Origin of the sequence: Flavobacterium urumqiense, from assembly GCF_900108015.1 — a bacterium.
GTDB classification, from domain to species: domain Bacteria; phylum Bacteroidota; class Bacteroidia; order Flavobacteriales; family Flavobacteriaceae; genus Flavobacterium; species Flavobacterium urumqiense.
In genome coordinates, this window is record NZ_FNVP01000011.1 from 73,490 (window position 1) to 89,297 (window position 15,808).

General features: G+C 33.7%; 12 protein-coding genes. 8 read left to right on the forward strand and 4 right to left on the reverse strand.

Annotated elements, in window-relative coordinates:
• Window positions 1–5: 5 nt before the first annotated feature.
• Window positions 6–1,736, forward strand: a complete 1,731-nt coding sequence (locus C4S35_RS12810; protein WP_104000573.1) for a M14 family metallopeptidase — start codon at window positions 6–8, stop codon at window positions 1,734–1,736.
• A 499-nt stretch (window positions 1,737–2,235) separates the two neighbouring features.
• Here the strand turns inward: C4S35_RS12810 and rho are convergent, their stop codons facing one another.
• Window positions 2,236–4,047 carry a transcription termination factor Rho gene (gene rho, locus C4S35_RS12815; protein WP_104000554.1) on the reverse strand — a complete coding sequence of 604 codons (1,812 nt, stop codon included), beginning with the start codon at window positions 4,045–4,047 and terminating at the stop codon, window positions 2,236–2,238.
• A 182-nt stretch (window positions 4,048–4,229) separates the two neighbouring features.
• Between rho and C4S35_RS12820 the strand changes: the two genes are divergently transcribed.
• The 3 genes from C4S35_RS12820 (at window position 4,230) to C4S35_RS12830 (ending at window position 7,218) form a co-directional block, all read left to right on the forward strand.
• Entirely contained in the window at window positions 4,230–4,643 is a 414-nt protein-coding gene (locus C4S35_RS12820) for a DUF4293 domain-containing protein (RefSeq protein WP_104000555.1), read from the forward strand.
• Between the two features lie 151 nt (window positions 4,644–4,794).
• On the forward strand, window positions 4,795–5,457 hold the full coding sequence (locus tag C4S35_RS12825) for a response regulator (RefSeq protein ID WP_104000574.1): 663 nt from the start codon (window positions 4,795–4,797) through the stop codon (window positions 5,455–5,457).
• A 66-nt stretch (window positions 5,458–5,523) separates the two neighbouring features.
• Window positions 5,524–7,218 (forward strand): tetratricopeptide repeat-containing sensor histidine kinase, encoded by a 1,695-nt coding sequence (locus C4S35_RS12830; protein ID WP_104000556.1) that lies wholly within the window; start codon window positions 5,524–5,526, stop codon window positions 7,216–7,218.
• 4 nt (window positions 7,219–7,222) lie between these two features.
• Here the strand turns inward: C4S35_RS12830 and C4S35_RS12835 are convergent, their stop codons facing one another.
• Window positions 7,223–7,720: a metallophosphoesterase family protein gene (locus C4S35_RS12835; RefSeq protein ID WP_104000557.1), complete on the reverse strand. Its 498-nt coding sequence runs from the start codon at window positions 7,718–7,720 to the stop codon at window positions 7,223–7,225.
• A gap of 221 nt (window positions 7,721–7,941) precedes the next feature.
• Between C4S35_RS12835 and truA the strand changes: the two genes are divergently transcribed.
• The 4 genes from truA (at window position 7,942) to C4S35_RS12855 (ending at window position 13,199) form a co-directional block, all read left to right on the forward strand.
• Complete coding sequence (gene truA, locus C4S35_RS12840) at window positions 7,942–8,682, forward strand: tRNA pseudouridine(38-40) synthase TruA (RefSeq protein ID WP_104000558.1); 741 nt, start codon at window positions 7,942–7,944, stop codon at window positions 8,680–8,682.
• A 110-nt stretch (window positions 8,683–8,792) separates the two neighbouring features.
• Window positions 8,793–10,547, forward strand: a complete 1,755-nt coding sequence (locus C4S35_RS12845) for an ABC transporter ATP-binding protein (RefSeq protein ID WP_104000559.1) — start codon at window positions 8,793–8,795, stop codon at window positions 10,545–10,547.
• A 160-nt stretch (window positions 10,548–10,707) separates the two neighbouring features.
• Window positions 10,708–12,096, forward strand: coding sequence for a dihydrolipoyl dehydrogenase (lpdA, locus tag C4S35_RS12850; RefSeq protein ID WP_104000560.1), 1,389 nt, complete (start codon window positions 10,708–10,710; stop codon window positions 12,094–12,096).
• A 320-nt stretch (window positions 12,097–12,416) separates the two neighbouring features.
• Entirely contained in the window at window positions 12,417–13,199 is a 783-nt protein-coding gene (locus C4S35_RS12855) for a hypothetical protein (RefSeq protein ID WP_104000561.1), read from the forward strand.
• Between the two features lie 417 nt (window positions 13,200–13,616).
• Here C4S35_RS12855 and C4S35_RS12860 read toward each other — a convergent pair whose 3' ends face one another.
• Window positions 13,617–15,167 carry an SDR family oxidoreductase gene (locus tag C4S35_RS12860; RefSeq protein ID WP_104000562.1) on the reverse strand — a complete coding sequence of 517 codons (1,551 nt, stop codon included), beginning with the start codon at window positions 15,165–15,167 and terminating at the stop codon, window positions 13,617–13,619.
• A gap of 229 nt (window positions 15,168–15,396) precedes the next feature.
• Entirely contained in the window at window positions 15,397–15,759 is a 363-nt protein-coding gene (locus tag C4S35_RS12865; RefSeq protein ID WP_104000563.1) for a response regulator transcription factor, read from the reverse strand.
• Between the last annotated feature and the right edge of the window lie 49 nt (window positions 15,760–15,808).

Sequence of the window (15,808 nt, forward strand, 5' to 3'; positions counted from 1 at the left end):
TAAATATGAGATTTTTTACTATTCCACTAGTACTACTTACAGTTTCGCTATTCGCACAAAACACGAACAAATACGAAACTTTTTTCGAAAAAGGAAACGGAAATCAATCCGCTACCTATCAAGAAACAATAGCGTATTACAAACTTTTAGCAAATGATTTTCCTACAATAAAAATGCAGGAAATGGGCTTGACAGATAGCGGAGAACCTTTGCATATTGTGACTTTCAACCCTGAAAAACAATTTGATTTTGAAGAAATTAAAAAAAACAAAGTAGTGCTTCTCATTAATAACGGTATTCATGCCGGCGAACCGGACGGAATTGATGCAAGCATGCAGTTGTTTCGGGATTTGGCTTTAGGAAAGATAAAAGCGCCAAAAAATACCGTAATCGTCTGTATTCCGGTATATAACATTGGTGGTGCTTTAAATAGAAATTCCACTTCAAGAGCCAATCAGGACGGTCCTGAAGAATATGGCTTTCGTGGCAATGCAAGAAATTTCGATTTGAATCGTGATTTTATCAAATCAGATACAAGAAATACGAAAAGTTTTGTCGAAATTTTTCATAAAATTAATGCAGCTGTTTTTATTGATAATCATGTCAGCAATGGCTCCGATTACCAGTACAAACTAACGTATATCATGACACAACACAACAAACTAGGTACTGTTTTGGGTAATTTTTTAAATACCGAAATGATGCCCGCTATAGTCAAAGATTTACAAAAAAAGAAAATAGAAATGACACCTTATGTCAATTCGTTTGCAGATACACCAGATAAAGGTTTTGGTCAGTTTTTTGAAAGTCCAAGATTTGCAACCGGTTACACTTCTCTATTCAATACCATTGGATTTGTTGTAGAAACACACATGCTCAAAAAATATGCGGATCGCGTGAAAGTAACTTACGAATATATGAGATCGGCTATTGATTATACCGATGCTAATTTTCAAAAAATCAAAGACTTGCGTTTGAAAAATGAAGAGCAGTACCAACCAAAAAAATCATATACGATAAAATGGGAAATTGATAGCACAAAAAAGACAACTTTTCTGTTTTTAGGTTACGAAGCAATTTATAAAAAAAGTGATGTTACCTCAGGAAACCGTTTGTTTTATGACCGAAAAAAACCATACAAAAAAGACATTTCTTACATCAAAGAATTTAAATCTGTAAAAGAGATAATTATTCCAACTGCGTATATTATTCCAAAAGGATTTTGGCCTGTAATCGATTTGCTAAAGAACAATACAATTATCTGCAGCCAACTTAAAAATGATACCGTAATAGAAGTCGAAAGTTATAAAATTTCAGATTTTAAAACGACAACATCAGCGTACGAAGGTCATTATTTACATCGAAATACAAAAACAAATTCTAAAATAGAAAAGGTGGCTTTCGCCAAAGGGGATTATATTATTTCAACACAGCAAAAGGGAATCAAATACTTATTAGAAACTTTAGAGCCTGAAGCAATTGATTCATTTTTCAATTGGAATTTTTTCGATACCATGCTACAGCAAAAAGAAGGATATTCTGATTATGTTTTTGAAGATACGGCAACCCAAATTCTAAAAGAAAATCCAAAACTAAAAGCAGAATTTGAACAACAAAAGCGTACAGACAACGCCCTTATTAATAAACCTGAAGCACAATTAGATTGGATTTACAAGCATTCCGTCTATTATGAAAGCGCCCATTTGCAATATCCCGTTTATCGTGTTTTGCAATAAAAAAAAGTTAGTATCATGCTACCCTCTGGACACATTTTTTTTCTTACATAAGAAAAATACAAAACAGATACTTTCTTGAGATAAATGAGAAACGATTAATAAATAAAAGCACTTTTATTCATTAATCGTTTGTTTTCTTATATCATTATTTAAAATATCAGTTAGCCCGTAGCGATTCTTAAGCAAAAAGTATTTGCCATTTATTGCAAAATGACAGTATTATCCTAAAAAATGAAAAACCTACATAAATGACTGATTTAAAACAATATATAGGGATTAACGCTAAATTAATTAAATATAAAGACCATCATATTGAAAGGAAACCAGGAATAACAACTTTTGGGATTGGTATTCAAAAATTTTCCTCAATTATGCAGAACTGCAAACTCTTTAAAGATATGTACAGACGGTAGTCTTTTATGGGCTTTTTTTGTCGCTATTTTTCAGCTTTATCCTTTTCTAACTTTATACCTTAAACTAAAAAACCTTAAATATTTTCTTAATCATTCATTGATATTAAAAACTCTTCATTATTTTTTGTTTTCTTAAAACGGTCATTAATGAAATCCATAGCTTCTACCGGATTCATATCAGAAAGGTATTTTCGCATAATCCACATGCGTTGCAATGTTTTTTGATCCAATAATAAATCATCTCGCCTAGTACTCGAAGACGTTAGATCAATAGCAGGGAAAATACGTTTGTTTGCAATTTTTCTATCCAATTGCAATTCCATATTTCCTGTACCTTTAAATTCTTCAAAAATAACTTCATCCATTTTAGATCCTGTTTCCGTCAATGCTGTTGCAATAATACTCAACGAACCTCCATTTTCAACGTTACGTGCAGCACCAAAGAAACGTTTTGGCTTTTGCAATGCATTAGCATCTACACCTCCACTTAATACTTTTCCAGACGCCGGCTGTACGGTATTATAAGCTCTTGCTAAACGAGTAATAGAATCCAATAGAATCACGACATCGTGACCGCATTCAACCAAACGTTTCGCCTTTTCGAGAACGATATTCGCAATTTTCACATGTTCTTGCGGTTCTCTGTCAAAAGTAGAAGCAATTACTTCCCCACGCACACTGCGTTGCATGTCCGTTACCTCTTCTGGACGTTCATCTATCAATAAAACTATTAAATAAACTTCGGGATGATTCGCTGCAATTGCATTTGCAATATCTTTCAGCAACATCGTTTTACCGGTTTTAGGTTGTGCCACAATCATACCACGTTGGCCTTTCCCAATTGGTGAAAACAAATCGATAATTCGGGTTGAAATAGTACTTTGCTTTTCAGCCAATTTGAATTTTTCAGAAGGAAAAACGGGAGTCAAGTGTTCAAATGAAACTCTGTCACGAACCACTTGAGGGTCGTGTCCGTTTATTTTTAACACTCTTACAAGTGGAAAAAATTTCTCTCCTTCTTTTGGTGGCCGAACCACACCTTTTACAGTATCTCCAGTTTTAAGTCCAAATAATCTAATTTGTGATGTCGATAAATAAATATCATCTGGTGAAGCTAAATAATTATAATCCGAAGAACGTAAAAAACCATAACCATCAGGCATCATTTCTAGTACACCTTCACTTTCTATAATCCCGTCAAATTCAAAATCAGAATCTTTAAAATTACTTTTCTTGTTTTTAAAGTTTGGATTTTGATTCCCATTCCCATTCCCATTTAGATTTTGATTAGGGTTTGGATTTTGCTTGTGCAATTGATTTGGATTAATCTTCTTTACTGGTGCAACTGGAACTTCACTAATTTCCTCATTTACTGAATCGGTAATTTCCTCGCTTTCTTTAGGAGTTTCCTTAACTTCTTCTTTATCCTTTTTTAAGGCAATTTTCTTCTCGTAAGCTGATTTACTAAATTTTACAATTTTGCCTACTTTATTTTCAGTTTCAATCGGTTCTTTAGATTCAGGACTATCCACTGGAGTATTACCTGCTTCTGGAATAATTAGTTCGGCTGGAGAACTCTCTTCGGCAGGAGTTTCTTCCATTTGTTTAACAGAACTTGTCGGAGTTTTTTGAATTGCTACTTTTTTTACTGGCATGATTCGCACTCTTTTAGGCTTATCATCCTCCACTATTTCTTTTTCTTTTTTATCAACAATTGAAACAACTTTGCTTTCCTTATTTTCATCTAATGTCGAATCAACGCTAGCAGTTTGATGTTCTAAAATTTGACTAATTAAGGTCTCCTTTTTTACACCGTTAAACTTTATGGTTTTAGCTGATTTAGCTATTTCTTGAAGCTCAGATAGCTTCATTTCTTTTAATGCAGAAATATCAAACATGAATGTTCTATGAGTTTAATTAATTTGGAAAATCTTAAAGATAGGTAGTAAACTATTTTTTTTTGAATCAACCGCAGTATGAAGTGCTTACGGTATTGTCATGCAATAATACGAATAAAATTTAATCATACAATAGTATTTATTAAAAAGAAAAATATATTTTTGTAAAACAAATTCAAATCATGATACAGAGAATTCAGACCATATATTTATTTCTTGCTTTTGTAGTCACAGGAATCCTTCCCTTCTTTATTCCTTTATGGACAATGAATGATGGCAGTGATTACTATTTTATGCAAAACCAATTTTATGTTATTATATTGGGCCTAAGTACTACGCTTTCTGTATTGAGTATTGTTTCCTATAAAAAAAGACAAAATCAATTTGTTATTGGCAGATTGAACATCATATTAAATTTGATTTTATTAGGATTGTTTGTATATCGTTCACTAAATCTATCTGGAGAGACTCATGTGGTTTCGGAGAAAGGTATTGGGATGTTTCTACCTATCTTGGCTATCGTATTATTAGTTTTGGCTAATAAAGCCATCAAGAAGGATGAAGATCTTGTAAAATCTGTGGATAGATTGAGGTAAACCTATAAACTTAGTTTATTAGTGCGAAGGAAACCCGAATGTAATAGTTCGGGTTTTTTTGTGCCTAAAATTTTTATATTTAAAATAATAAAAATCTTATTAAATGATATGTTCATCATTTTTTTATAAATTTGATTTAAGCAAAAAAAATATGACGCCAAAAATTAGAATTTATTTAGCCGATGATCATCAAATACTTATTGACGGTATCAGTTCACTGTTACAAACCATCCCAGATTTTGAAGTGGTTGGATTCTCATTAAATGGCAATAATCTCTTTGACGAGGTCATTCAAAACAAAACCGATATCCTTATTTTGGATATAAATATGCCCCAGAAAGACGGTATAGCAGTCATTAAAGAATTTGCAGACAAAGGGTTTCCATGTAAAGTTATAATTCTCTCCAGTTACGATGATTTAAAGTTGATAAAAGAAATCATGAAATTAGGTGCCAATGCTTATTTGACTAAACAATGTGCCGGAGAAAATATTGTTGAAGGAGTTCAGGCTGTTTATCGAGGTGAAGAATATTTTTGCAAAACCGTAAGAGAAAAAATATTTTATAATGTCACAAAAGACAATCCAAAATTAAATAGGATAAACTCAAATATAAATTCGCTGCTGACAGGACGAGAATTAGAAATCGTTACTTTAATTTCATTGGAATATAGCGGCAAAGAAATAAGCGAACAATTATTCATCAGCACTAATACCGTAGAAACCCACCGAAAAAATATTATGAAAAAACTAAAATTAAAAAATATAATCGGTTTGGTTAAGTACGCTCTTAAAAATAATTTGATCACGTCTTAGGTTTTTATTTTAATTCTATTTTCACATCCATAACCTATTCTTTTTTTAATAGCTACTACCTTTTTTATGCCACAACAAGCGCGAATCATTTTATTGTTTTTGTTACTACTAAATATTTCCGGTTTGGGTGTTCTTGCTAAAGAAAAAATGCCTTCTAAAAAAGAAATTACAGTTTTAACAAAAGAGGCATGTCAAGACATGAAAGAGGGTAAATTTGAAAAATCCTTAATTAAGTCCAGAATTGCTTTACGGTTTGCCATTGCTATTAAAGATGACAATCTAATTGCCACTATTTACAATACTATCGGGGCAAATTTTGATGAAATGTCAGAATTTGACAAAGCCTTTTTTTACTATAACAAAGGTTTAGTGTATGCGAAAAAAACCGATAATTATCAATTAAAAAATTGGCTATACAATAATTTAGGAAACATCTATTGCTTTGATAAAAAACAGTACGAAAAAGGAATCTTCTATTATAAAAAATCGCTTGAATACAGCAAAAAAATAAACGATATCAGTCAAATAGTTTTTACAAAACTAAATATAACGTGGGCCTATTTTGACATTGGAAGTTTTGACGAAGGATACAACTATTTACAATTTATTAATAAACATCATGAAAAATATGGCGACGAAAGCACTATCGTTGCCTTAAACATGCTCAATGGAATGTATTACGGGCATAAAATGGATATTAAAAAAGCAAATCGTTTTTTTGAGAATGCCATTAAATTAGGAAATAAGGGTAAGGAGAAATCAGATTTATCTTTTTCGCATATGGAATATTCTAAATTTTTATTAAAAAATCGTCAGTATCAAAAAGCGTATGAAAACCTTGATAATTACAATACCATTTCTGCTGCACTTAATAATGAGGAAAAGCTCAAAAAAGCGAATGTGGCCGGTATAAATCTCGAATTAGATCAATATAAAAGAGAGATTGACATTATCGAAACTAAATACCAGACAAAACAACAAATATTGATAGAAAGACAATATAAAAACAAACAAATAAGTGTTATTATAATAGCGTCTTTACTATTGATAATCATACTTTTTTACTTTTTCTTTCAAAATACAAGACTAAAACAAAACAGCAAACTAAAGGATATTCAAAGTAAAATTCAAGAAAATATCATCAATGCCTCCATCAACGCCCAAGAAACAGAGCGAAAAAAAATCGCCTCTTTTTTACATGATAACATTAGCGCCATACTTTCTTCAGCGGGATTACATCTAACTGTTTTTACTTCACAAAACCAATCACCACCTGAAGAAATAATAAAAACTAAGTCCTTATTAAAAGAAGCACACGATAAAGTACGTGATTTGTCCCATGAACTTATGCCCACACTTTTAGCACGATTTGGTTTATTTTATGCAGTGGAAGATTTATGTGAAAAAAATTCAAATTCTGCTATTGATTTTAAATACTCAAGTGTAATACCTGCAAAAATACGTTACAATGAAGATTTCGAAATGAAAATTTATTTCATCATTACAGAACTCCTGAACAATATAACAAAACATAGTCAAGCCAGTAAAGGAACTGTTACTATTCAAGAAAATAATCAATCACTGTTCATTGATATCAATGATAATGGAAAAGGTATTGACACTGAAAAGTTTGAATTCATTGAGGGTTTTGGTCTAAACCAAATTCAAGCCAGGATAAACAATTTAAACGGCATTTTTTCCATTAGTTCAAAACTATATAACGGCACAGTAGTTTCTATCGTCGTTCCCGTCGTCCACTAAAAAATTATGCTTTTTTTTCGATTTCAATAATCTCGAGGTCTTTTATTTTATCCCCATCAATTACAAAACGTAACATGGTACGCACTTGGTGAAAACCGCTTTTTCCAGCAGCTCCGGGGTTCATGTGTAAAAGATTGTGTTTTTTATCGAAGATTACTTTAAGAATATGTGAATGTCCGCAAATAAATAACTTTGGGGGATCCGAAGCCATCTCTACTTTAATATTCGGATTATATTTCCCCGGATATCCGCCAATATGCGTAATCCACACATTCACTCCTTCGCACATAAAACGATTATGCAATGGAAATTCTAACCGCGCTTTGGCATCATCAATGTTGCCATAAACACATCGCAACGGTTTTAGTTTTTTTATCGCATCAGTCACCGCCAAATCGCCAATATCTCCCGCATGCCAAATTTCGTCAGCCAGAGCCACATATTTTAAAATCGTATCGTCAATATGACTGTGCGTATCGGAAAGCAAGAGGATTTTTTTCAAACTAGTTTTATTTGGAGCTATTTCCCGCTTTTCTCTTCAATCTTTTTATTCGCCGAAAAAGCGTATAAAAAGGATTTCCGTTGCAATCAGGGCTAGGATTTTGTTGCAAAATTAAACATTCCGATCCCAAATAAAAAATAAGTTTCAGACCAAAAACATTACTCCTTTGCCTGTTCGAGAAAAAAATTTATAAGTATCTTTGTATCTTCAAAAAAATTGACTTGAGGTATTTTATAAAATTAGCATACAACGGAACCCATTATCATGGCTGGCAATGCCAACCTAATGCTTCGTCAGTGCAGGAAACGATGAACAAAGCCGTTTCTACTTTATTAAATACCGAGATTAATCTCATGGGAGCGGGACGAACGGACAGTGGTGTTCATGCCAAGGAAATGTATGCCCATTTTGATTTAGAAACTTCTTTTGATATTCCCAATCTGGTACACAAACTCAACTCCTACTTGCCAAAAGACATTGCTGTTTATGACATTATTCCCGTTCAGGATGAAGCGCATACTCGTTTTGATGCCACAAAAAGAACTTACGAATACTACATAAACACTTTTAAAGATCCTTTTTTGCAAGAACAAAGTTGGTATTTCCATCAGTCGCTAGATCTAGATTTGATGAATGAAGCCGCTCAGTTATTGTTTAATTACACTGATTTTCAATGCTTCTCTAAAGTAAATACCGATGTAAATACGTTTGATTGCACGATTTTTGAAGCCAACTGGAAACAAGAAAACGGAAAGTTGATTTTCACCATTTCGGCCAATCGTTTTTTACGAAATATGGTTCGCGCCATTGTAGGCACTTTGATAAATATTGGTTTACACAAGATCACATTAGCTGATTTTAATGCTATTATAAAAAGCAAAAACAGAGACAAAGCTGGTTTTTCGGTTCCGGCTCATGGTTTGTATTTAACCAAAATAGAATACGATTACATTACGAAATAGCCCTGATAGAAGTGAAAATCCTTTTTAGTCTTGAACTTGTTTCAGGATCCTGAAACAAGTTCAGGACTAAAAAGATTGCAACGTATAGCAGGAATTAGCTCCAAAAAAAAATGAAAGCAAAAGCATTTGATACCCGATTATTCAAACGAATATTACAATATACTAAACCATACCAATGGCGTTTTAATGGCGTAATTATTTTTGCCATATCGCTTTCGGTATTTGCGGCTTTGCGCCCTTATTTACTGAAGCAAACCGTTGATGGCTATATAAAAACGCAAGATCAGCATGGATTATTACTGTATGTAATCCTGATGGGAATTGTGCTTTTGCTGGAAGTATTTTCACAATTTTTCTTTGTCTTTTGGGCCAACTGGCTTGGGCAAGACATTGTTAAGGACATTAGAACCAAACTATTTCGCCATATTCTAAGTTTCAGAATGAAATATTTTGATCTTGTACCTGTAGGACAATTGGTAACGCGTTCTGTTTCGGATATTGAATCGATTGCCCGTATTTTCAGTCAGGGACTATTTATGATTATTAGTGATCTGATGAAAATGCTCGTTGTTCTTATTTTTATGTTTTACATGAACTGGACCCTGACTTGGATTGTTATTGTTGCCATGCCAATTCTTGTTTTCATCACCCGAATCTTCCAAAAGAAAATGCAAGTGGCTTTTGAGGAAGTGCGTACGCAAATTGCCAATATGAACTCCTTTGTTCAGGAACGAGTGACGGGAATGAAAATTGTCCAACTATTTAACAGGGAAGACATTGAGTTCGAAAAATTTAAAGAAATCAATGACAAGCACAACAGAGCTTGGATAAAAACCATACTTTATAACTCCATATTCTTCCCTATTGCCGATATCATTTCTTCCCTAACCTTAGGATTCATAGTGCTTTATGGCGGAATGAAGATCTTAAACGGGGATCATTTTACCACTTTTGGTGATTTGTTTTCCTATACTATGTTCATAGGAATGTTGTTTAATCCATTGCGCCAAATTGCAGATAAATTCAACGAAATGCAATTGGGGATGATTTCCGCTAATCGTGTTTTTGATATTTTGGACACTCAAGATCAAATTCAGGATACAGGAACAATTGAAGCACCTCTTTTTAAAGGAAATATTAAATTCGAAAACGTTCGTTTCGGGTATATTCCTGAAGAAGAAGTAATAAAAGGAATTAATCTTGAAGTAAATGCAGGTCAAACCATTGCGATTGTGGGTTCTACAGGTGCCGGAAAATCAACGATTATAAACTTGTTAAACCGTTTTTATGAAATCAATAGCGGTTCTATTTATATTGACAATCACAACATCGAAAATTACACCTTAAGTTCTTTGCGCAATCAAATTGCGGTAGTTTTACAGGATGTTTTTCTTTTTGCTGATACCATTTTTAATAATATTACCTTAAACAATCCTGCTATTTCTCGCGAACAAGTTTTGGATGCAGCGCAAAAAATTGGTGTACACAATTTTATCATGAGCTTGCCTGATAATTATGATTTTGACGTAAAAGAACGCGGTGTTATGCTATCGTCCGGACAGCGCCAACTCATTGCCTTTTTGAGAGCCTATGTGAGTAATCCAAGTATCCTTATTCTGGATGAAGCCACCTCCTCAATCGACACATATTCTGAGGAATTGATTCAACGCGCCACCGAAACCATTACCGAAGGTCGAACCTCGATTGTCATTGCACACCGACTTGCAACTATTGTCAATGCTGACAAAATCGTGGTCATGGATAAAGGATTGATTGTAGAACAAGGAACGCATCAGGAATTAATCAACCGCGAAAGTGGATATTACAAAAACTTGTATGATTCCCAGTTTTCGGTAGCTAATTAAATTTTTTAACCGCAAAGGGCGCAAAGATTTAATTAACGAGTTTGAGGAGCGTGAATTTTTGAAAATTTGTTACTTTACTACTTTATTTCTTTGAAACTTTCTCAAAACAGAATAAATCCTTAAATTCGCCATCACAATTAATTTAGAAAAACACACGAAAATGAAATACGATATTATAGTTTTAGGAAGTGGTCCTGGAGGATATGTTACCGCCATTAGAGCATCACAATTAGGCTTTAAAGTTGCCATAATTGAAAAAGAAAACTTAGGTGGAGTTTGCCTAAACTGGGGTTGTATTCCAACAAAAGCATTATTGAAATCAGCTCAGGTTTTTGATTATCTAAAACACGCTTCTGATTATGGATTGACTGTTTCATCATTCGATAAAGATTTCCCTGCAGTAGTACAACGCAGTAGAAACGTTGCTGACGGAATGAGCAAAGGAGTTCAATTCCTGATGAAAAAAAATAAAATCGACGTAATAGATGGTTTTGGAAAACTAAAACCAGGAAAAAAAATTGATGTAACGGATAAAGAATCAAAAGTTACTGAATACGAAGCAGACCATATTATCATTGCCACTGGAGCGCGTTCTCGTGAGTTGCCTAACTTGCCACAAGATGGTGTAAAAGTAATAGGATATCGTCAAGCAATGACTTTGGCTACTCAGCCAAAATCGATGATAATCGTAGGTTCTGGAGCTATTGGAGTAGAATTTGCACATTTTTATAATTCTATGGGCACTGATGTGACCATTGTAGAATTCATGCCAAATGTTGTTCCTGTTGAAGATGAAGACATTTCGAAACAAATGGAACGTTCTTTGAAAAAAGCAGGAATCAAAATCATGACCAGCTCTTCTGTAGAAAAAATTGATGCTACTGGGGCAGGTGTAAAAGCATTTGTAAAAACAGCAAAAGGCGAAGTAGTTGTGGAAGCAGAAATCTTGCTTTCGGCAGTTGGTATAAAAACAAATATTGAGAACATTGGTCTTGAAGAAGTGGGGATTGCCACTGACAAAGATAAAATTTTAGTAAACGATTACAGCCAAACCAATATTCCGGGTTATTACGCTATTGGTGATGTTACTCCAGGACAGGCATTAGCTCACGTAGCTTCTGCCGAAGGAATAAATTGTGTAGAAAAAATTGCAGGCCTTCACGTAGAACCTATCGATTACGGAAACGTACCAGGTTGTACCTATGCTACTCCAGAAATAGCATCAGTAGGTTTAACTGAAAAACAAGCTAAAGAAAAAGGATACGAATTAAAAATTGGTAAATTCCCATTCTCAGCTTCTGGAAAAGCGAAAGCTGCCGGAACACCGGATGGTTTTGTAAAAGTAATCTTTGATGCCAAATATGGCGAATGGTTGGGTTGTCACATGATTGGCGCCGGGGTTACGGATATGATTGCTGAGGCGGTTGTAGCACGTAAACTGGAAACTACAGGACATGAAATCTTAAAATCAATTCACCCACACCCAACGATGAGTGAGGCTGTTATGGAAGCTGTGGCTGATGCCTATGGTGAAGTAATTCATTTATAGACTGTGCTCACGTAAAGACGCATTTCAATGTGTCTCTACCACAATGCTTGTTTGCGATACGTTTCAAAAAATGAATACCGAATCCGATTTGCTCTCGCAAGTCGGATTTTTTTTGTCCTCCATTCTAGAGATGCACTTTAATCCGCTTCTACATTGCGTATTTACATTTAAATCTCATTACATATTTACTATTAATTATGAAACTTTTCTAAATAATTTCGTAACAAAAATTTTACACCTAATTCCGTACTTTGAATATTAAAAGAGTTAAAATAAACAGAGTCCATTTTTCTTTTTATAATTATTTAAATATCCATCCTATGAAAAATATTTATCTAAATACCGGAACAATAAATGAAGTTTTCAATGAACTTGAAACCTCCTTTAAAGGGATTTTAAATTCAAATAATAACGAATTTAAATTGGCCTTAGATTCCGATTTGATTAAAGGAAATATTGATGGAGTTACCTTTATAAATGGCATTACTTCTGTTCAGGTTAGCCTAACATTTTTTGATGACACCTTGCTAAGTATTGAATCATTTAGCAAATCGTCTGTTTTATTTGCATACTGCACGGAGGGAACCATGCAACATAGTTATGGTATATCTGGCTACAAATCAACGCTTAGAAAACACCATTCAAGAGTAGTAACCACTAAACGAAGTATAAATACTATATTACATTTCAAAAAAAATAAAGCTGTAAAATTTTTTCTAATAAAAGTGGAAACTGAACAGGCAGCTCCAACCAACAACTCTCTAATTTCAGAACTGAAAAAGACATTTTTACAAAAAGAACCAAATTATAACTATCACGGTCTTCAAAATCTAAAAATAGCAGCAAAATTCAAGCAATTGACTGCCGTTACAGCGCATGGAATGACGGGACATATTATGAAAAAAGAAATCTTAGAATCCATCTTAGCGCTGGAAATTGAAGACAATACTGATAATTTACTTAAAATTTCACAAGCAATAAGACGTTCGACTCTAAACCAAATTAACGAATTAAAAAAGATACCTAATTTTATTAAAAACTATGCTGTTGAAACAATTTATAGTAAAGTTATTAATTCAAAAAACAGGATCATTATCAAGTAAACGTTAGAAGGTTTGTCCTAATCTATTTTGTCGACTCCTACACCTAGTCAAAGAGATCCCACTTATAATCCGATTTGTCAAAGCAAATTGGATTTTTTTATGCTTATAAATTAACCAAAAAAAAAGCTAGATTCAAGTTACAAATGCAACTTTTTGATTAAACATATAATTTGGTGTTTCAAAATTAAATCTTTTTCTTGGATGGTTATTTAATTTTTCAAGGATTGATTTACTAGCTTCCATTGCTGGAATTACAATCATTATTGTCATCGAAAATTATTATTTTAAAAAAGAAATAAAATATGCATCTAAGCCATAACTAATAAATATTTTATAAAAAAAACACTCATTTATTCCTGAATTGGTTTAAACCATTGTTTGCGTTTTACAGCTTTTTTATTTAGGAACTCCCGATCATTACCAAGGAATAGGATTGTAATCTTTTAAGAATTTTCCACACCAATGTTTCCCTGTATTAATACCGTCAAACAAAGGGTCCATAACGCGTGCGGCACCGTCAACAATATCCAGAGGAGGTTGAAAGTCCTCTAATTCTTGTTTCTTCTTGGCTAATTCCGCCGGATCTTCATCCGTTACCCAGCCAGTATCTACAGCATTCATGAAAATACCGGCTTTCGCCAATTCTCCTGCAGCGGTATGAGTAAGCATATTCAAAGCGGCTTTGGCCATATTAGTATGTGGATGTCTAGCTTCTTTAAAAAAACGATGGAACTTACCTTCCATCGCTGAAACATTTATGATGTGTTTTTTTCCCGTATTGTCTTTCTTCATAACTTCAGAAAGGCGGTTACACAATACGAAAGGTGCCACCGAATTAACGAGCTGTACTTCAATCATTTCGGTCGTTTCTATTTGCCCTAACTTTAAGCGCCAGCTGTTTGTCTTCCTTAAATCTACCTGCTGCAAATCAGCATCCAATTCCCCTTCCGGGAAAACTTCATTCGCCACCAGTGTATTATCAAAACTATAAGGAATTTGAGATAATTTGGCAGAAGCACGTAATCCAATTCCTGGTTCTGGTCCATGCCACGTCACTGGCATATTTTGATTTGAAGAAACGCCTGTAGTCAATACTTTTAATTCGTGTAAACAATCCGTATGATCCAGCAATAAATCCTGTGCGTATTTTGGTAAAAAGGCTATTGGGCGGTCTTCGTTATCCATTAAATGTGTATAAAATCCGGCTGGACGTCTCACGGTTTGCGCAGCATTATTAATCAAAATATCTAAACGTTCGTATTTTTGCTCAATAAAATTGCAAAAAATCTCTACACTCGGAATATGACGTAAATCCAATCCATGAATCTTCAGTCGATGTCCCCAATCCATGAAATCTTCTTCTTTAGCAAAGCGCAATGCTGAGTCTACCGGAAAACGCGTTGTTGCAATAACTGTTGCTCCTCCTCGCAAAAGCATTAATGTGATGTGGTATCCAATTTTTAACCGAGAACCTGTTATAACCGCTATTTGTCCTTTTACGTCAGCAGTTTGAAAACGTTTTGCATAATTAAAATCGCCACAATCAGTACACATTGTATCGTAAAAGTGGTGCATTTTAGTAAACTCGGTTTTACAAACATAACAATTTCTGGGCGTCTCTAATTCTAATTGCTGTTTGTTAACCAAATCGTTCAAGGCCAAAAGTTTTGGCGCAACAAAAATACTTGCTTCGCGGGCATGACGGATTCCTGTTTCTTTACGAGCCGTTTTGTCTTTCTTTTCTAATTTGCGTTTAGTTGCAAGTTTACCGTCCTTAACTCTTCGAGAAAACTCATCCCGATTTGGTCTTGAAAATTGACCTGCAGCCTTAATCAGCGCTATTCTTTGGGTAGCGGGAATATCAAATATTTGGTCTGTGTTCGTATTTAATTGTGCCAATATTGCGATGCACTTATCGATCTCTTCTGAAGTAATTGCACTCTTATTATCTATTTCACTCTTCATCATCATAAAAAAACTTGTATCGATCTTAGCGGAAATACCAAGGCCGCAAATATAGTTCTAAAATTTTGGCTGTCCAATGGCAATATAATCTACTATTCCCAAATTGAAAAACTAGTTTACAATTCTATAAGAAGTATTATTTTAGATATTTACTATTAAGCGCAATATCTGGATAATCGCTTTTTAAATATTATTGCTTTAAATGCAAGAAACCTACGGCCAAATTCGAATATTACTTATTCATTAATAGTCGTTTTACTCTTACTATCAACTCGTTTGGGCTAAATGGTTTTGTTATAAAGTCATCCGTTCCTAATTCAAAGGCTTTAAGTACCGTTTTTTCTAGACCTACGGCAGATAAAATAATTATTGGAATGTCTAGTTGCAATTCTATTTTTACTTTATTTACTATATCGAGTCCTGAAACAAATGGCATTTCTATGTCTGAAATAATCAAGTCTGGATTTTCCGAAACAATTTTCTCTAATGCTTCTTTACCATCACTACATGTAATGACTTCATATCCTTCTCGAATTAGTTTAAATTCCATGGTTTTTAACATCATCTCATCATCTTCGGCAATTAGTATTTTCATTTTTTTGATTATTTAAAAGCAAAATTAAACCATTGTAAATTAAAACAAT